The sequence below is a fragment of the Geobacillus sp. DSP4a genome, assembly GCF_013096875.1.
Taxonomy (GTDB): Bacteria; Bacillota; Bacilli; order Bacillales; family Anoxybacillaceae; genus Geobacillus; species Geobacillus thermophilus.
In genome coordinates this window covers 1-16,862 of sequence record NZ_SDLD01000012.1, presented here as the reverse complement: position 1 = coordinate 16,862, position 16,862 = coordinate 1, and the positions used below count along the sequence as shown (strand labels likewise).

16 protein-coding genes and 1 pseudogene are annotated in these 16,862 nt (G+C 57.4%); all 17 read left to right on the top strand.

Annotated elements, in window-relative coordinates; all coding sequences use genetic code 11:
- Positions 1-6 precede the first annotated feature (6 nt).
- The 17 genes and pseudogenes from aroC (at position 7) to qcrB (ending at position 16,609) form a co-directional block, all read left to right on the top strand.
- Positions 7-1,173: a chorismate synthase gene (aroC, locus tag ETC02_RS06090; RefSeq protein WP_047819336.1), complete on the top strand. Its 1,167-nt coding sequence runs from the start codon at positions 7-9 to the stop codon at positions 1,171-1,173.
- A 2-nt stretch (positions 1,174-1,175) separates the two neighbouring features.
- The gene (gene aroB / locus ETC02_RS06085) at positions 1,176-2,276 is read left to right on the top strand and encodes a 3-dehydroquinate synthase (protein WP_063210395.1); all 1,101 of its coding nucleotides are present in this window, start codon (positions 1,176-1,178) and stop codon (positions 2,274-2,276) included.
- Positions 2,273-2,653, top strand: coding sequence for a chorismate mutase (gene aroH / locus ETC02_RS06080; protein ID WP_033010070.1), 381 nt, complete (start codon positions 2,273-2,275; stop codon positions 2,651-2,653). The genes aroB and aroH overlap by 4 nt, the downstream gene beginning before the upstream one ends.
- A 230-nt stretch (positions 2,654-2,883) precedes the next feature.
- Complete coding sequence (trpE, locus tag ETC02_RS06075) at positions 2,884-4,410, top strand: anthranilate synthase component I (RefSeq protein WP_063210394.1); 1,527 nt, start codon at positions 2,884-2,886, stop codon at positions 4,408-4,410.
- Positions 4,404-5,423 carry an anthranilate phosphoribosyltransferase gene (trpD, locus tag ETC02_RS06070; RefSeq protein ID WP_050367453.1) on the top strand — a complete coding sequence of 340 codons (1,020 nt, stop codon included), beginning with the start codon at positions 4,404-4,406 and terminating at the stop codon, positions 5,421-5,423. The genes trpE and trpD overlap by 7 nt, the downstream gene beginning before the upstream one ends.
- Positions 5,416-6,192 carry an indole-3-glycerol phosphate synthase TrpC gene (gene trpC / locus ETC02_RS06065; RefSeq protein WP_171698130.1) on the top strand — a complete coding sequence of 259 codons (777 nt, stop codon included), beginning with the start codon at positions 5,416-5,418 and terminating at the stop codon, positions 6,190-6,192. Before trpD ends, trpC begins: the two co-directional genes overlap by 8 nt.
- Positions 6,179-6,802: pseudogene (locus ETC02_RS06060) on the top strand (phosphoribosylanthranilate isomerase); the annotation flags it as partial. The gene trpC and the pseudogene ETC02_RS06060, both read left to right, overlap by 14 nt.
- A 109-nt stretch (positions 6,803-6,911) precedes the next feature.
- Positions 6,912-8,126 carry a tryptophan synthase subunit beta gene (trpB, locus tag ETC02_RS06055; protein WP_050367451.1) on the top strand — a complete coding sequence of 405 codons (1,215 nt, stop codon included), beginning with the start codon at positions 6,912-6,914 and terminating at the stop codon, positions 8,124-8,126.
- Entirely contained in the window at positions 8,107-8,916 is an 810-nt protein-coding gene (gene trpA, locus ETC02_RS06050; protein WP_171698129.1) for a tryptophan synthase subunit alpha, read from the top strand. Before trpB ends, trpA begins: the two co-directional genes overlap by 20 nt.
- 32 nt (positions 8,917-8,948) lie before the next feature.
- Positions 8,949-10,046, top strand: a complete 1,098-nt coding sequence (gene hisC, locus ETC02_RS06045; protein WP_033010076.1) for a histidinol-phosphate transaminase — start codon at positions 8,949-8,951, stop codon at positions 10,044-10,046.
- 89 nt (positions 10,047-10,135) lie between these two features.
- Positions 10,136-11,239 carry a prephenate dehydrogenase gene (locus tag ETC02_RS06040; protein ID WP_050367450.1) on the top strand — a complete coding sequence of 368 codons (1,104 nt, stop codon included), beginning with the start codon at positions 10,136-10,138 and terminating at the stop codon, positions 11,237-11,239.
- 28 nt (positions 11,240-11,267) lie between these two features.
- Positions 11,268-12,557 carry a 3-phosphoshikimate 1-carboxyvinyltransferase gene (gene aroA, locus ETC02_RS06035; RefSeq protein ID WP_050367449.1) on the top strand — a complete coding sequence of 430 codons (1,290 nt, stop codon included), beginning with the start codon at positions 11,268-11,270 and terminating at the stop codon, positions 12,555-12,557.
- A 329-nt stretch (positions 12,558-12,886) separates the two neighbouring features.
- A complete protein-coding gene (locus ETC02_RS06030; protein WP_171698128.1) occupies positions 12,887-14,143 on the top strand; it encodes a tetratricopeptide repeat protein in 1,257 nt (418 codons plus the stop codon).
- A gap of 56 nt (positions 14,144-14,199) precedes the next feature.
- A complete protein-coding gene (locus tag ETC02_RS06025) occupies positions 14,200-14,733 on the top strand; it encodes a ReoY family proteolytic degradation factor (protein ID WP_094238875.1) in 534 nt (177 codons plus the stop codon).
- Between the two features lie 85 nt (positions 14,734-14,818).
- Complete coding sequence (locus ETC02_RS06020; protein ID WP_171698127.1) at positions 14,819-15,277, top strand: YpiF family protein; 459 nt, start codon at positions 14,819-14,821, stop codon at positions 15,275-15,277.
- Positions 15,278-15,421: 144 nt separating this feature from the next.
- Positions 15,422-15,931: a menaquinol-cytochrome c reductase iron-sulfur subunit gene (gene qcrA, locus ETC02_RS06015; RefSeq protein WP_171698126.1), complete on the top strand. Its 510-nt coding sequence runs from the start codon at positions 15,422-15,424 to the stop codon at positions 15,929-15,931.
- A gap of 3 nt (positions 15,932-15,934) precedes the next feature.
- The gene (gene qcrB / locus ETC02_RS06010) at positions 15,935-16,609 is read left to right on the top strand and encodes a menaquinol-cytochrome c reductase cytochrome b subunit (protein WP_011231676.1); all 675 of its coding nucleotides are present in this window, start codon (positions 15,935-15,937) and stop codon (positions 16,607-16,609) included.
- Positions 16,610-16,862 lie beyond the last annotated feature (253 nt).

Sequence of the window (16,862 nt, the reverse complement as noted above, 5' to 3'; positions counted from 1 at the left end):
ACAAACATGCGCTACTTGACAGCAGGGGAGTCGCACGGGCCGCAATTGACGGCGATTTTGGAAGGAGTGCCGGCTGGGCTTGAGCTGCGCGCCGAGCATATCAACAAGGAGCTGGCGCGCCGGCAAAAAGGGTATGGGCGCGGGCGGCGCATGCAAATCGAAAAGGACGTGGTGAATATCACCGCCGGCGTCCGGCACGGGAAAACGCTCGGCTCGCCGATTGCGCTGGTTGTGGAAAACCGTGATTTTAAACATTGGCAAACGATTATGGCCGTTGAACCGATCGATGATGAAACGGAGATCAAACGAAAAGTGACGCGTCCGCGCCCGGGTCATGCCGATTTAAACGGCGCCCTGAAATACGGACATCGCGATATGCGCAATGTGCTTGAACGCTCATCGGCAAGGGAAACGACGGTGCGCGTGGCGGCCGGAGCGGTGGCGAAGCGCATTTTGGAGGAAGTGGGCATCCGCGTCGCCGGGCATGTCATCGAAATCGGCGGTGTGCGCGCAAAGAAGCTTGATTACCGCTCCCTGGAGGAATTGCAAAATGTGACCGAAGAGTCGCCGGTGCGCTGTTTTGATCCGGAAGCGGGACAAAAAATGATGGAAGCGATCGATTTGGCAAAGAAAAACGGTGATTCGATCGGCGGCATCGTCGAAGTGATTGTCGAAGGCGTTCCCGCCGGGGTCGGCAGCTACGTTCATTACGACCGGAAGCTCGATGCGAAAATCGCGGCGGCGATCGTCAGCATTAACGCCTTTAAAGGCGTCGAATTCGGGATCGGGTTTGAAGCGGCGCGCCGCCCGGGAAGCGAAGTGCACGACGAAATCATTTGGAGCCCGGAACAAGGCTTTTCGCGCCGGACGAACCGGGCGGGCGGCTTTGAAGGCGGGGTGACGACGGGAATGCCGATCGTCGTGCGCGGTGTGATGAAGCCGATTCCGACGCTGTACAAACCGCTGCAAAGCGTCGACATCGACACGAAAGAACCGTTTGCGGCAAGCATCGAGCGGTCGGACAGCTGCGCTGTGCCGGCGGCGAGCGTCGTCGCCGAAGCGGTCGTCGCCTGGGAAGTGGCGGCGGCGATCGTCAGCCAGTTCGGGCAAGACCGGATCGATTTGATTAAAGAAAACATCGAGCGCGCCCGCCGCTATGCAAAGGAGTTTTAACGATGATCGAACGGACGATTGAAACGGCGACGAAGCAATACCCGCTCCTCTTAGGCGACGGAGCGGTCCGCGCGTTGCCATGCCTGCTTCGGGCGCTCTCCTGCCCGCCGGGGACGAAGATGTTGATCATCACCGACGATGTGGTGGCGCCTCTTTATTTGGATGAAGTGCGCGCCACGCTTGCCGCTGCCGGTTATGATGTGTATGCCTACATCATTCCAAACGGCGAGGCGGCGAAGTCGTTTGACAACTATTACGCCTGCCAGACGGCGGCTCTTCAGTGCGGCCTTGACCGCCGCTCGCTCATTGTCGCGCTTGGCGGCGGCGTCGTTGGCGATTTGGCCGGATTTGTGGCCGCCACCTATATGCGCGGCATCCGCTACATTCAAATGCCGACGACGCTTTTGGCCCACGACAGCGCCGTCGGCGGCAAAGTCGCCATCAACCATCCGCTTGGCAAAAATATGATCGGCGCTTTCCACCAGCCGGAAGCGGTCGTCTATGACACCGCCTTTTTGCGCACGCTGCCTGAGCGCGAGCTCCGTTCAGGATTTGCCGAGGTGATCAAACATGCGCTCATCCGCGACCGCCGCTTTTACGACTGGCTGCGCGCAGAAATCAAGACGCTCGCCGACTTGCAGGGCGGCAAGCTCGCCTATTGCATTGAAAAGGGCATTGATATTAAGGCGTCTGTCGTGCGTGAAGATGAAAAAGAAACCGGGGTGCGCGCCCATTTGAATTTCGGCCATACGCTCGGCCATGCGCTCGAGAGCGAGCTCGGCTACGGCGTGCTGACCCATGGGGAGGCGGTGGCGGTCGGCATGCTGTTTGCCATCTTGGTCAGCGAGCGGCTTTACGGCCGGTCATTTGCCGAGCACCGCTTTGCCGAATGGTTCGCTGCGTACGGCTTTCCGGTTTCGCTCCCCGACGGGCTGGGGCCTCACCGATTGCTCGAGAAAATGAAAGGCGACAAAAAGGCGTACGCTGGGACGGTGCGGATGGTTCTTTTGCGTGAAATCGGCGATGTGGAAGTCGTGGAACTCGAAGATGACAAGCTGCTCGCGTGGCTGTGCGAGTTTGCTGGACAAGGGGGAGAGCGATGATCCGCGGCATTCGCGGGGCGATTACAGTGGAGCGAAACGAGGCCGGAGAAATTATAGCGGCAACGGAAACGTTGCTGCGCGAAATGGTCCGCGCCAACGATGTTGCCGCCCATGACGTTTCGTTCGTGCTCATTTCCGTCACTGACGACATCACGGCTGCGTTTCCGGCTCAAGCTTTGCGCCGCCTTGACGGCTGGACGTACGTGCCTGTCATGTGCACGCGAGAAATTCCAGTGCCCGGTTCGCTGCCGCGCTGCATCCGCGTCATGATGACGGTGGAGACAGACAAACGGCAAGATGAGATTTGCCACGTCTATTTAAAGGATGCAGCCATGCTGCGGCCGGATTTGTCGTTGACAAAAAAAACAGAAATGTAATATAGTTAAAATAACTTCTTTGCCCGCCGCCGGCGGGCTGCCAGAAGCCGAGCAAGAGCTGAGAACGAGTGCAGGGTAGATGAGAATGAGCGAGTTTAGCTGAGGTGAGCATTGGTTTCCTTTCGCTTGCATCTGCCCAAAGACGATGGTCTTTGGGCGTTTTCTTTCCCCATTTTCGCCTCATAAACTCTCATTCTCCGCCCGATGAATCAGAAAGGGAGGAGAAAGGGATGTCCATTGATCGGCTAGCCGCTTTTTTAGCGGATGCTCGCCAGTTTCGCACCATCCCGATCATGCGCAAATTTTTAGCCGATGTCATCGAACCGTTGCAAGTGTTTGCCAATTTGCGCGAGGAAGCGGTGTTTCTGCTTGAAAGCAAAGACGACGAATCGCCATGGGCGCGTTATTCGTTTATCGGCGTGGCCCCATTTTTGACGCTTGAGAGCGAGACAGGAGAAACGTTTTTGATCAAAGACGAGAACGGAAATGTCCAAATGACGGCGTCGACGTTGAAAGAAGCGTTTCAAGCGGTCGAACGGGCGCTTTGCGTCAAGCCGCTCGCCGAAGCGGCGCCGTTTACGGGCGGCGCGGTCGGCTTTTTAGGCTATGATTTCATTTCCGCCATTGAAAAGGTGCCGCGCCATCGTGCCCCCGACCTAGCCATGAAAGCCGGGCATTTTGTGTTTTGCGAGTCGCTGTTCGCTTTTGATCACGAAAAACGCGAGCTGTCTCTCATTCATTATATCCGGTTGAAGGGTCATGAAACGATGCAGGAGAAAATCGCGATATACCGAGCCGCCGAAGAACGCATCGCCGCGCTGGCAGCGAAAGCGGCGCGCCCCCGGGCCGAACAGCCGCTGCTGCCGGCCGAAGACGAGGCCGAGCGGGCCGCTTTGTTCTCGAAAGTGTCGTCCAATTACGAAAAAGAGCAATTTTTGCGTGACGTCGAGGCGGTGAAACAGTATATTGCGGCCGGCGATGTGTTTCAGGCGGTGCTGTCGCAGCGGTTTTCCGTCCCGGTGCAAGCGGGTGGGTTCGCCATTTATCGCATCTTGCGCCACATCAACCCGTCGCCGTACATGTTTTATTTTCGGCTTGACGGCATTGAAATTGTCGGCAGTTCGCCGGAAAAGCTCATCCAAGTGCGCGACCGGCGCGCCGAGATCGACCCGATCGCCGGAACAAGGCGGCGCGGACGCTCGCCGGCGGAGGATGAAAAGCTCGCCGACGAGCTGTACCATGACCCGAAAGAGCGGGCGGAGCATTATATGCTCGTCGATTTGGCGCGCAATGACATCGGCCGGGTGGCGAAGTACGGAACGGTTGAGGTGCCGGTGTTGATGGAAATCGGCAAGTTCTCTCATGTGATGCATTTAATTTCCAAAGTCGTCGGTGTGCTTGACGACGACATCCACCCGATCGACGCGCTCTTGGCCGCTTTTCCGGCTGGAACGGTGAGCGGGGCGCCCAAAGTGCGGGCGATGCAAATCTTGCAGGAGCTCGAGCCGACCGCCCGAGGATTGTACGCTGGAGCGATCGCGTACATCGGCTTTGACGGCAGCATTGATTCGTGCATCGCCATCCGGACGGCGGTCATTAAAGACGGTTATGCGTACGTGCAGGCCGGCGCCGGCATTGTCGCCGACTCGGTTCCGGAGCTTGAATGGAAAGAGACGCGCAACAAGGCGAGCGCCCTCATTTACGCCATCGAACAAGCGGAACGATTATTTGCGAAAGGGGAACAGATCGTATGTTAAAGCGGTTGCTTTCCAAATGCGCGGAAGGGGAAACATTGACGGAAGCGGAAGCGTACGAAGCCATGAATGCCGTGATGTCCGGCGAGGCGACGGACAGCCAGATTGCGAGTTTGGTATCCATCTTGCGCGTGCGCGGCGAGACGGTCGATGAGATCGCCGGGTTTGTGCGGGCGATGCGCGATCGGATGACCACGATCGACGTCGGCGATGACGTCATCGACACGTGCGGGACGGGCGGTGACGGGGCGGCGACGTTCAACGTCTCGACAGCGGCGGCCATTGTCGTTTCGTCGCTCGGGGTCAAAGTCGCCAAGCACGGCAATCGCGCCGTTTCCTCGAAAAGCGGAAGCGCCGATGTGCTCGAGCGGCTTGGCATCGACATTCCCGCGTCGCCTGAGGCCGCCAAACAGGCGCTCGAAACAAAAGGATTGGCGTTTTTGTTCGCCCCCTTGTATCATGCGGCGATGAAATATGCTGCCGGCCCGCGGAAAGAGATCGGGTTTCGCACGATCTTCAATTTGATCGGCCCGCTGGCCAATCCGGCGCGCTGCAAGCGGCAAGTTATCGGCGTCTATTCGACCCGCTACGCCGAGAAGCTGGCGGAAACGATGCGCCGTCTCGGCTCTGAGCACGTGGTGTTTGTCACCGGCCGCGACGGGCTCGATGAGTGCAGCATCGCCGCTGAGACGGATGTTGTGGAACTGAAAGACGGTGACATTCGCCGTTTCGTCCTCACTCCGGAAAGCGTCGGCCTGCGGCGCGGCGGGCTCGCTGACGTGCAAGTGCGCAGTTCGGAGGAAAGCGCCGCACTGCTTGAAGCCGTCATGGACGGCACGGCGCCGGCGAGCGCGATCGATATCACCGCCCTCAACGCCGGCGTTGCGCTGTACGCAGCCGGCAAGGCGGAGACGATCGCCGCTGGGGTGGCGATGGCGAAAGACGCCATTTTGGCCAAAACGGCGTACGAGCAGCTGCAGCGCCTGCGCCGAAAGGAAGTGGTCCACGGTGCTTGAGCAAATTTTGGCAACCAAACGGGAAGAACTCGAAACATTGACCATGCCAGAACCGCTGCCGGAGCCGAAGCGCCGGCCGTTCGCCGCGGCGCTCCGGCGGCCGCGGCGGGCGCTCGGTTTGATCGCTGAAGTGAAAAAGGCGTCGCCGTCAAAAGGCCTCATTCGCGCCGATTTTGATCCGGCGGCCATCGCCAAAGCATACGAGCGCGCCGGAGCCGATGCGATCAGCGTGTTGACGGATGAACGTTACTTCCAGGGACACCACAGCTATTTGCGCCTTGTGAAAGAAACGGTGGATATTCCGGTGCTGCGCAAAGATTTCATCATCGACCGCCGGCAAGTGGAAGAAAGCGCCCGGCTCGGGGCTGACGCGATTTTATTGATCGGCGAGGCGCTGGCGCCGGAAACGCTCGAGGCGCTTTACCGCGAGGCGTACGACATCGGGTTGGAATGCCTCGTCGAAGTGCACGCAAAAGAGACGCTCGAGCGGTTGCTTGACCGGTTCACTCCGGAAGTGATCGGCATTAACAACCGCGACTTGCATACGTTTGTGACGGCGCTTGAGGCGACAAAAGCACTGGCGCCGCTTATTCCGCCGTCATGCGTTATCGTCAGCGAAAGCGGGATCGGCTCTTGGCGCGACGTCGAAACGGTCCGCTCGTACGGGGCGCAGGCGATGCTCGTCGGCGAGTCGCTCATGCGCCAGACGGACGTCGAGCGGGCTGTCTACCGGCTGTTCGGGGAGGATGGCGGCCATGATCCGGCTTAAATATTGCGGCAACCGCTCCGCCGAAGATGTGCGGGCCGCCTTGGCAAGCGGGGCGGACTACCTCGGGTTTATTTTTGCGGACAGCAAGCGGCGCGTCTCGCCTGCTGAGGTGAAGCGCTGGCTGGCGTCAGCGCCGCTTGGCGGCAAACAGCTCGTCGGGGTGTTTGTCAATGCCGCGGCGGAGCAGATTGCCGCTGTCACTGCTGAATTGCCGCTTCATATCATCCAATGCCATGGCCGCGAGACGCCAACTGAGGTGGCTGCTGTGAAAGAAGTGACACGGCGCGCTGTTTGGAAGGCGATCCATCACGACGATGGAGCGCTTGAGGCGATGAAGCAGTACGCTGGGGTGGCTGATGGCTATGTTGTCGACAGCCGCGTCGCCGGCTTGTGGGGCGGGACCGGCGTCGCGTTCGACTGGGAGGCGGTGCCGCGCTATTTGGAAGAAGCGGCGCGCCAAGGCGTGCCCTGCTTCATCGCCGGCGGCGTCACACCGGACAATATTGAGCGACTGCTCCTCTACCGCCCGGATGGCATCGATATCAGCAGCGGCATTGAAACGGACGGGCGCAAAGATCCGAAAAAGATGAAACAGATTGAAGAAAAAATAACATATTGGGCTAAAGAAACAAAGGATGTTTTCGAAACCGCAGCGAACACATGCCCAGACAACGTTGGAGCATGTTTCGCGTTTGGAAACAAGAAGGTGGGGATGAGTGATGGAACGCGTTCCGAATGAACATGGGCGGTTTGGCGATTTCGGCGGCAAGTTTGTCCCGGAGACGCTCATGCTTCCGCTTGAGGAAATCGAAGCCGAGCTTGACAAAGCGCTGGCGGACGAATCGTTCAAACAAGAATATATCCGCATTTTGCAGCACTACTCCGGGCGGCCGACTCCGCTCACGTTCGCGCCGAATTTGACACGGCAGCTTGGCGGCGCGAAAATGTATTTAAAGCGCGAAGATTTAAACCATACCGGCGCCCATAAAATCAACAATGCCATCGGCCAGGCGCTTTTGGCGAAACGGATGGGCAAGAAAAAGCTGATCGCAGAAACCGGCGCCGGCCAACATGGGGTGGCGGCCGCGACCGTGGCGGCCCATTTCGGGATGGACTGCATCGTCTTTATGGGAGAGGAAGACATCAAGCGGCAAGAGTTGAACGTATTTCGCATGAAGCTGCTTGGCGCGGAAGTGGTGCCGGTCTCAAGCGGCAACCGGACGTTGAAAGACGCGACAAACGAGGCGATTCGCTATTGGGTCGCCCATTGCGACGACCATTTTTACATGATCGGCTCGGTGGTCGGCCCGCACCCGTACCCGAAAATGGTGCGCGAGTTTCAACGCATCATTGGCGATGAGGCGAAAGAGCAGTTTCTCGCCCGCGAAGGGAAGCTGCCCGATGTCATCGTCGCCTGCGTTGGCGGCGGCAGCAACGCCATCGGCATGTTTTACCCGTTTTTGCAAGATGACGTCCGCCTTGTCGGGGTGGAAGCCGCCGGCAAAGGCATTGACACCCCTTACCATGCCGCGACGATCACGAAAGGGACGAAAGGGGTCATCCACGGGGCGATGACGTACTTGCTGCAGGATGAGTACGGGCAAATTGTCGAGCCGTATTCGATCTCAGCCGGCCTCGATTACCCCGGCGTCGGTCCGGAGCATGCCTATTTAGCGAGCATCGGCCGCGTCCGCTACGAAAGCGTGACCGACGAGGAAGCGGTCGCGGCGTTTCGGCTGCTGGCGCAAACGGAAGGCATCATTCCGGCGATTGAGTCGGCCCATGCGGTGGCGAAAGCCGTGGAGCTCGCCCAAGCGATGTCGCCGGATGAAACGGTGCTCATTTGTCTGTCCGGCCGCGGCGATAAAGACGTGCAAACGATGATGCGCCATCTTGGCGCGAAAGAAGGTGAAGATGTTGCTGCTATCCGTTAATCCGCCGCTGTTTATTCCCTTTATTGTCGCCGGCGATCCGTCGCCTGAGGTGACGGTGGATTTGGCCTTGGCGCTTGAGGAGGCCGGCGCCGATCTATTGGAGCTTGGCGTGCCGTACTCCGACCCGCTCGCCGACGGACCGACGATCCAGCGCGCCGCCGCCCGGGCGCTTGCCGGGAACATGACGTTGCCGAAAGCCATTCATCTCGTCGCCGAAATGCGAAAAAAAGGGGTAACCATTCCGATTATTCTCTTTACGTATTACAATCCTGTGTTACAATTAGGAGAAGAATCCTTTTTTGCTTTAGCGCGGGAAAATGGCGCCAACGGCGTGCTCATTCCCGATTTGCCGTTTGAAGAAAGCGGCCCGCTCCGCGAACTGGGCGAGCGGTTTGGCCTTCCGCTCATTTCGCTCGTCGCGCCGACGTCAAAGCAGCGGATTGAGCGGATCGCTTCGGCAGCGCAAGGGTTTTTGTATTGCGTTTCCTCGCTTGGCGTCACCGGCGTGCGCGAAACGTTGCCGGAGTCGCTTGGCGATTTTGTCAGTGAAGTCAAGCGGCATAGCCGTGTGCCGGTCGCTGTCGGGTTCGGCATCTCCACGCCCGAACAAGTGGCGATGCTGAAAGAGGTGTGCGATGGCGTCGTCATCGGCAGCGCCCTTGTGCAAAAAGTGGAACAGTTGGGGGAACGGCTGCTGGCGCCGGAAGAAAAAGAAGCGGCCATCGCCGAGTTTGCCGCCTACGCCCGCTCGCTCGCCGCGCCGCTTCACGCGCCGTGTTCTTTGCGCTAAAAGTTCCGATGATGAAGGAGTTGGCAACGCGAATGCAAGTGAAAGAGCAGCTTCGGGGGCTTCCCCCATACCAGCCGGGAAAATCGATTGAGGAAGTGAAGCGGGAATACGGCCTTTCTGATATTATTAAACTAGCTTCCAATGAAAATCCGTATGGGTCGTCGCCGGCGGCCAAAGCGGCCATCGCCGCCGAGCTCGACCGCCTTGCCGTTTATCCGGACGGCTACGCCCGCACGCTGCGCGAAAAGGTGGCAACGCATCTTGGCGTCAAGGAAACGCAGCTTTTGTTTGGCAACGGCTCGGATGAAGTTGTGCAAATTTTTTGCCGCGCCTTTTTGGAGCCGGGCACGAATACGGTGATGGCGGCGCCGACATTTCCGCAATATCGCCATAACGCGGTCATCGAGCGGGCGGAAGTGCGCGAAGTGCCGCTTGTCGACGGGCGCCATGACTTAGAGGCGATGCTGTCTGCCATCGATGAACGGACGCGCATCGTTTGGATTTGCAACCCGAACAACCCGACCGGCACGTATGTGAACGAAACGGAATTGCGCGCCTTTTTGGACCGCGTGCCGCCGCATGTGCTTGTCGTGTTGGATGAAGCGTATTATGAATACGTCACGGCTCCCGATTATCCACAGACGGTGCCGCTTTTAAATGAATACAGCCAGCTCGTGGTGATGCGCACGTTTTCAAAGGCGTACGGGCTCGCCGCGCTCCGTATCGGCTACGGCATCGCCAGCGAAGCGCTCATCCGCGCCGTTGAACCGGCGCGCGAGCCGTTTAACACGTCAACCGTCGCTCAAGCGGCCGCGGCGGCTGCGCTCGATGACCAGGCGTTCCTCCGCGCCTGCGTCGAACGAAACCGCGCCGAACTCGAGCGGTATTACCGCTTTTGCGACGAGCACGGCCTCAAGTACTATCCGTCGCAAACAAATTTTGTATTTATCGATTTCGGCATTGATGGCAATGAGGTGTTTCAATATTTGCTCGAGCGGGGCGTGATCGTCCGCTCCGGCCGGGCCCTCGGTTTGCCGACCGGTGTGCGCGTCACGATTGGCACGAAAGAGCAAAACGACCGAGTGTTTGAAACGATTGCCAGCATGCTGCGGGAAAAACAGCTCGCCTGACCGGCTTCGCGGCCGCCCAGGCGGAACGATGAGCCCGTTGCTTTTCAGAAGCAGCGGGCGTATGTTTACATACAAAGAAGGTGAGACCATTGGAAGGAAACGTGTTTATCGTCGGCCTCGGCTTAATCGGCGGGTCGATCGCCTTAGCCATTAAAAAGGCGCATCCAGCAGCAGTCGTCATCGGCTACGATGTCAACGGCCATCAGCTTGGTTTGGCGCGTTCGCTTAAGGTGATTGACGAAACGGCTCGCACGCTTGAGGATGGGTTTGCCGCCGCGGATTTGATTGTTCTTGCCGCTCCGGTCATGCAGACCGAATCGATTTTAGCCGCCATGCCGATTGAGCAGCTGAAGCGCGGCGTGATCGTCACCGATGTTGGCAGCACGAAGCAGCGCATCGTCCAAGGCGCGCGCCGTCTGTTGGAGGCGGGCGTGGCGTTTATCGGCGGCCATCCGATGGCCGGATCGCATAAAAGCGGGGTGGCGGCCGCCCGCGCCCATTTGTTTGAAAACGCCTTTTACATTTTGACGCCGACGGATGATGTGCCGCTCGAACGGGTGGAAACGCTAAAACAATGGCTTTCCGGGACGAAGGCGCAGTTTGTCGTGTTAACGCCGGAAGAGCATGACCGCATCACCGGGGTGATCAGCCATTTTCCGCACTTGATTGCCGCCAGCCTCGTCCATCAGGCGCGCGAGTACGAAAGCAAAAACGCTCTTGTCAGCCGGCTTGCGGCCGGCGGCTTCCGCGATATTACGCGCATTGCATCGAGCAATCCGGAAATGTGGCGCGATATTCTCATTCATAATAAACGCGAGATGCTCGCGCTGTTTGACCGCTGGATGGCGGAGATGGAGCGGCTGCGCTCGTTTGTCGAAGAAGAAAACAGCATCGCCATTTACCATTACTTTCTCGAAGCCAAGCAGTTTCGCGATGGGCTGCCGGCGCGGACGAAAGGAGCGATCCCGTCGTTTTACGATTTGTATGTCGATGTGCCGGACTACCCGGGCGTCATTTCCGAGGTGACCGGCTATTTGGCGCAGGAAAACATCAGCATTACTAACATTCGCATTATTGAGACGCGCGAAGAAATTTACGGGGTGCTCCGCCTCAGCTTCCAAAGCGAAGACGACCGGGCGCGGGCGAAGGCGTGCCTCGCTAAACATACGAACTATGCGACATATGAAGGATAGCAACGAAAAAACAATGGAGGGATGTTGCATGCAGCTGCCAACGAACGTGTCATCGCTCCGGGGGACGCTTGAAGTGCCCGGCGACAAATCGATTTCCCACCGCGCCGTCATGCTTGGGGCGCTCGCTTCCGGCCGGACGGTCATCGATCACTTTTTGCCCGGCGCCGATTGTTTAAGCACGATCGATTGTTTCCGCCGCCTTGGCGTCGACATCCGCCGGGACGGGACGCATGTTGTGGTTGAAGGAGCGGGGCCGGGTGGGCTGCGTGAGCCAAGTGCTGTGCTTGATGTCGGCAACTCCGGCACCACGGCGCGCCTGCTTTTAGGCATTTTGGCCGGGCAGCCGTTTCACGCCTGTCTCATCGGCGACGAGTCGATCGCCAAGCGGCCGATGGCGCGAGTGACGAAGCCGCTTCGCGAAATGGGAGCGCACATTGACGGGCGCGATGGCGGGAATTATACGCCGCTTTCCATCCGCGGTGGTGCTCTCCGTCCGCTTCGCTACACCTCGCCGATCGCAAGCGCTCAAGTGAAATCGGCGATTTTGCTTGCCGGCTTGTTTGCCGACGGGGTGACGTCTGTGACCGAGCCGCACCGCTCGCGCGATCATACGGAGCGGATGGTTCGGCTGTTCGGCGGCGAGATGAAAGTGGATGGCTTGACCGTCTCGGTCGCCGGTCCGCAGCGTTTGCGCGGAACGCACGTTTACGTTCCCGGCGACATTTCCTCGGCCGCCTTTTTCCTTGCCGCAGGGGCCATTGTGCCGAACAGCGAAATTACGCTGAAAAACGTTGGCTTAAATCCGACGAGAACCGGGATTATCGATGTGCTCGAACAAATGGGAGCCGACATTGCGGTTGACCATGTCCGCAATGAGGAAACGGAGCCGATCGGCGATATCACGATTCGCACATCGGCGCTTCAAGCGGTCGAAATTGGCGGCGACTTGATTCCAAGGTTGATCGATGAAATCCCCATCATCGCCTTGCTCGCGACGCAAGCCGAGGGGACGACGGTCATTAAAGACGCCAGTGAATTGAAAGTAAAAGAGACGAACCGAATCGATACAGTTGTTACGGAGCTGAAAAAGTTCGGCGCCGATATTGAAGCGACCGATGACGGCATGATCATCCGCGGCAAAACGCCGCTCGCGGCCGATGGGATCGTCGTAGACAGCCATGGCGACCACCGGATCGGCATGATGCTCGCCATCGCCGCCTGCTGCGCCAAAGGCACGGTCCGTCTTGAGCGTCCGGAGGCGGTCGCTGTCTCGTACCCGGCGTTTTTCTCTGATTTGCGCTCTTTAGTAAACGGGTGAGAACGAACGTCCAAGGATGGAGCGAAAGCGGGAGTGAACCCGCCGGCTGTTGATGCCCCCGCCCCAAGCGGGCGGGCGGTCATATTTTGCATTGTCCGTTCATATGTTGTCAATAAGAGGAATAATTGGCGCCGCTTTTTGAAAGCGGATACATTCCCCAACAGCCGGTGCGGCGCGGTTGGCGAGCGGCTCGGTTGCCGAAACGGCGATTGTCGATTATGATAAAACATGTTCCCGTTGTGCCGGTACATACCAATGCGGACAGCGAGGGCGGGAAGCGCCGCCCTGTCAGGCAACCTACTTGTCGTTGTAAGAGAGGTTTCGAAACCATGACACGTGTTGAACAAATCATTCGTCTAGTGGAAAACGGAAATGTTGACGAAGCGTTGGCGCTTGTGCCAAAAGTGAAAAAGTACGGCAGTGATGAGGAAAAATATACGCTGGCCGACTGTCTATACTCATGGGGGATGCTCGAGGAGGCAAAAGAGCTGCTCGAGGAACTGGCCAGCCGCTATCCGGACGACGGCGACGTCCGTCTGTTTTTGGCGGAAGTGTATACCGAGCTTGAAGCTGAAGACGAAGCGCTCGCCATTTTGATGGACATCAGCGAAGACGATCCGCAATTCGTCCGGGCGTGCCTGCTTGCGGCGGACCTGTATGAAATGCAAGGGCTGACCGAAGTCAGCGAACGGAAGCTAAAACAAGCGTACGAGAAAGCGCCGGATGAACCAGTCGTGCAATTCGCCTTAGCGGAGTTGTACTTTTCGCTCGGCGAGTACGCCAAAAGCGTGCCGCTTTATGAACAAGTGAGGAAAACGAACCGGGAGATCGCCGGCGTTTTGGTCGCTGAACGGCTCGCCGAGTCGCTCAGCCGCATCGGGGAGTTTGAGGCGGCGCTTCCGCACTATGAGGAGGCGCTTAACGAAAAAACGGACAGCCGGACGCTGTTCGCCTATGGGTTCACCGCCTTGCAGGCCGGCTATACGCAAACGGCCATTGACAAGCTTGGCGCCTTAAAAGAGCTTGATCCTGACTATGCTCCGCTTTACTTATATTTGGCCAAAGCGTATGAACAGGAAGGACAGCTTCAAAAAAGCTACGAAACGGTGCGGGAAGGCATCAGCATCGATGAATGGAACAAAGAGCTCCGCCTGTATGCCGGCAAGCTCGCGCTGAAACTGAACAAACCGGCCGAAGCGGAAGAGCAATTGCAAAAGGCGCTTGAAATCGACAATGGCTATGTCGAGGCGCTGACGGTGTTATCGGCGCTTTGGCTTCATGAGCAACGCTATGAGGACGTCGTGTCGCTCCTCGAGCGGGCGATGGCCGACGGCGAGTATGATCCGCAGTTTGAGTGGGATTTAGGGCGCGCCAAACACCGGTTGGAGCTGTATGATGATGCATTAAACCATTACGCCGAGGCATATAATTTCTTTAAGCATAACGTCGATTTTCTCGAAGAGTACGGATATTTTCTCATCGAGGAAGGAAATCGGGCGGCGGCGAAAGAAATATTTCAACAGATCGTCCGTCTCGACCCAACCCATACGGAGGCGGCCGAGATGCTGCTTGAGCTCGAGGAGTAGGGGAGAAGCGGTGATCGAACCTCTTTCTTGGAAACCGATCGAGGGGGAAGCGCACAATGACGCACGTATCCGTCAATGAAAAAAAAGAATTCATCCGTTGGTTTTTAAGCCACTATCAGTTGAAGCGGCGCGAATGCGTCTGGATTTTAAACTATTTGATGAGCCACGACCAATTGATGCAAAAGGTGCACTTTGTCGAGAACGCCCAATATTGCCCGCGCGGCATCGTGATGTCGACCCATTGCGTGGATGACGTGCCGTTTCGCTTCTACAAAGGGAATGTGATGACAACCGATGCAGAGAAATCGTTCCATGACATCCGTTTAAACCGCGACGAAGATATTTACATTCAATTGAATTTCCGCGCTTCTTTTCATTCGCCGCAATATGTCGCCGTGCTTGAGGAAAATCCGTACGCGCCCAAACAGGCGCAAGTGAGCGAAAACGACCAGCGCCTTGCCGAGCAATTTTTGGAGCGGTCCATTTACGAGTTTCAGCGCGGACGGCTCATGAAACTGATTGACGAGGCGCTCGACCGCCATGATGAAGAGGCGTTCCGCCGCCTTACGGATGAATTGAACAACTTGTAACACCTTGCCGCCGGCAAGGTTTTTCTTTTGCCGAAAAATATGGTATGGTGATAAGGAACGAACTTTATGGCAAAGGGGAGTAACGATGAAATGGACAAGCGGGGACGTCGCCATCTACGAAAAAGAGCGCGACTACATTGATACGGCACTCATTCCGCTTTTGCCGGTAGCCATCGGCCAAGGAGCGAGGCGGCTCGCCTCGGGCGGGGAGCTCGTCGGGCTTGTGGCCGCCGAGGCTGAGCGGCAGCTGAGGGGCCGTGTGTTTTTGCTGCCGGCGTTTGTGTATTTTGCCGATGAGCCGCGGCCATCGCTGGCAGAGCGGCTGGCGGGCTGGACAAGCCGGCTTGGACAGGAGGGGATGAAGCATGTGTTTTACGTGACGTGTGACCCGGCGTGGCAAGAGGAAGCGGCGGAGGCCGGCCGCGTTTGGCTCGTTCCGGACGTTCCGCTCGAGAGCATGGAGGAATCGTACAGGCACGAACTCGTCAAGGAGCAGGCGGCCGAGCTGATCCGCTTTTTCGTCAGCTGCTGGACAAAAAGGTAAGCTGGGCAAAGTCCGACGTTTTGCCGCCTGCGATATTGACCTTGTTCAGCAATTGAGCTATCATTAGAATGTCCTAGTTTTCCGTATGTGTTATACATACAATCGTCCGGTGCGGACTTGATTTTGCATAGAGGGGGGAAGACGATGAGCGACAACAAACATCGCGTAACGAGACGTCAGTTTTTAAACTACACGCTGACCGGCGTCGGCGGTTTTATGGCAGCAGGGATGCTCATGCCGATGCTCCGTTTTGCCTTTGACCCGATCTTGAGAGAGACGGCAGGCACGGATATGGTCGCGGTAGCGGACGTCAAAGAGATCACGACCGAACCGAAGCGCTTCGACTTTAAAGTGAAGGTGAAAGACGCTTGGTACGAGTCGGAAGAGCCGAGATCAGCCTGGGTGTACAAGGATGAAAAAGGGGACATTATCGCCCTGTCGCCGATTTGCAAACACCTTGGCTGTACGGTTGACTGGAATACGGACAAGAACAATCCGAATCATTTCTTCTGTCCGTGCCACTACGGGCTTTATACGAAAGACGGCACGAACGTTCCGGGGACGCCGCCGCAAGCGCCGCTTGACCGCTACGAGTACAAAGTGAAAGACGGAAAGCTGTATTTAGGCAAGGCGAAACCACGAGGGGAGGCGTAATGCGTGTTAAACAAGCTGTATGATTGGGTTGATGAGCGCTTGGATATTACGCCTTTATGGCGGGATATCGCCGACCACGAAGTTCCCGAACACGTCAACCCGGCCCACCATTTTTCCGCCTTTGTCTATTGTTTCGGCGGACTGACGTTTTTTGTCACGGTCATTCAAATTTTGTCGGGCATGTTTTTGACGATGTACTACGTCCCGGATATTAAAAACGCATGGGAATCGGTGTATTACTTGCAAAACGAAGTAGCGTTCGGCCAGATCGTGCGCGGCATGCACCACTGGGGGGCAAGCTTGGTCATCGTCATGATGTTCTTACATACGCTGCGCGTCTTTTTCCAAGGGGCGTATAAAAAGCCGCGCGAGATGAACTGGATCGTCGGCGTATTGATCTTCATGGTCATGATGGGGCTTGGCTTTACCGGTTACTTGTTGCCATGGGATATGAAAGCGCTGTTCGCGACGAAAGTCGGTTTGCAAATCGCGGAGGCGACGCCGCTTATCGGTCCGGCGATCAAAACGCTGTTGGCCGGGGATCCGGAAATTGTCGGCGCGCAAACGTTGACGCGCTTCTTTGCGATTCATGTGTTCTTCTTGCCGGCGGCTTTGCTTGGCTTAATGGCAGCGCACTTTTTAATGATTCGCAGACAAGGCATTTCCGGTCCGCTATGATCGGTCGGCCCGCGTTTCGAGGCGATAGAAAAAAGGAGCATTCCCGTTAGGAGCTTTTCCGGGGACTTGATCAAAAAAAGCCCTCTTGGTATGATGCAGGGGTGTCAAACAATACCTACCATCATGCCAAGGAGGACTTCAGATGAATTGTACACAAAACTATAAAATTGATCAAGTTACGGAACAAACGCTTGTCGTGGGCATCGATATCGCGAAACGAACCCACTACGCCTGCTTCGTGGATGACCGGGGG

Bases quoted from the DNA above. Each gene is read 5' to 3' on its own strand.
- aroC (WP_047819336.1), top strand. From the start codon at position 7: ATGCGCTACTTGACAGCAGGGGAGTCGCACGGGCCGCAATTGACGGCG.
- aroB (WP_063210395.1), top strand. From the start codon at position 1,176: ATGATCGAACGGACGATTGAAACGGCGACGAAGCAATACCCGCTCCTC.
- aroH (WP_033010070.1), top strand. From the start codon at position 2,273: ATGATCCGCGGCATTCGCGGGGCGATTACAGTGGAGCGAAACGAGGCC.
- trpE (WP_063210394.1), top strand. From the start codon at position 2,884: ATGTCCATTGATCGGCTAGCCGCTTTTTTAGCGGATGCTCGCCAGTTT.
- trpD (WP_050367453.1), top strand. From the start codon at position 4,404: ATGTTAAAGCGGTTGCTTTCCAAATGCGCGGAAGGGGAAACATTGACG.
- trpB (WP_050367451.1), top strand. From the start codon at position 6,912: ATGGAACGCGTTCCGAATGAACATGGGCGGTTTGGCGATTTCGGCGGC.
- trpA (WP_171698129.1), top strand. From the start codon at position 8,107: ATGTTGCTGCTATCCGTTAATCCGCCGCTGTTTATTCCCTTTATTGTC.
- hisC (WP_033010076.1), top strand. From the start codon at position 8,949: ATGCAAGTGAAAGAGCAGCTTCGGGGGCTTCCCCCATACCAGCCGGGA.
- aroA (WP_050367449.1), top strand. From the start codon at position 11,268: ATGCAGCTGCCAACGAACGTGTCATCGCTCCGGGGGACGCTTGAAGTG.
- ETC02_RS06030 (WP_171698128.1), top strand. From the start codon at position 12,887: ATGACACGTGTTGAACAAATCATTCGTCTAGTGGAAAACGGAAATGTT.
- ETC02_RS06025 (WP_094238875.1), top strand. From the start codon at position 14,200: ATGACGCACGTATCCGTCAATGAAAAAAAAGAATTCATCCGTTGGTTT.
- ETC02_RS06020 (WP_171698127.1), top strand. From the start codon at position 14,819: ATGAAATGGACAAGCGGGGACGTCGCCATCTACGAAAAAGAGCGCGAC.
- qcrA (WP_171698126.1), top strand. From the start codon at position 15,422: ATGAGCGACAACAAACATCGCGTAACGAGACGTCAGTTTTTAAACTAC.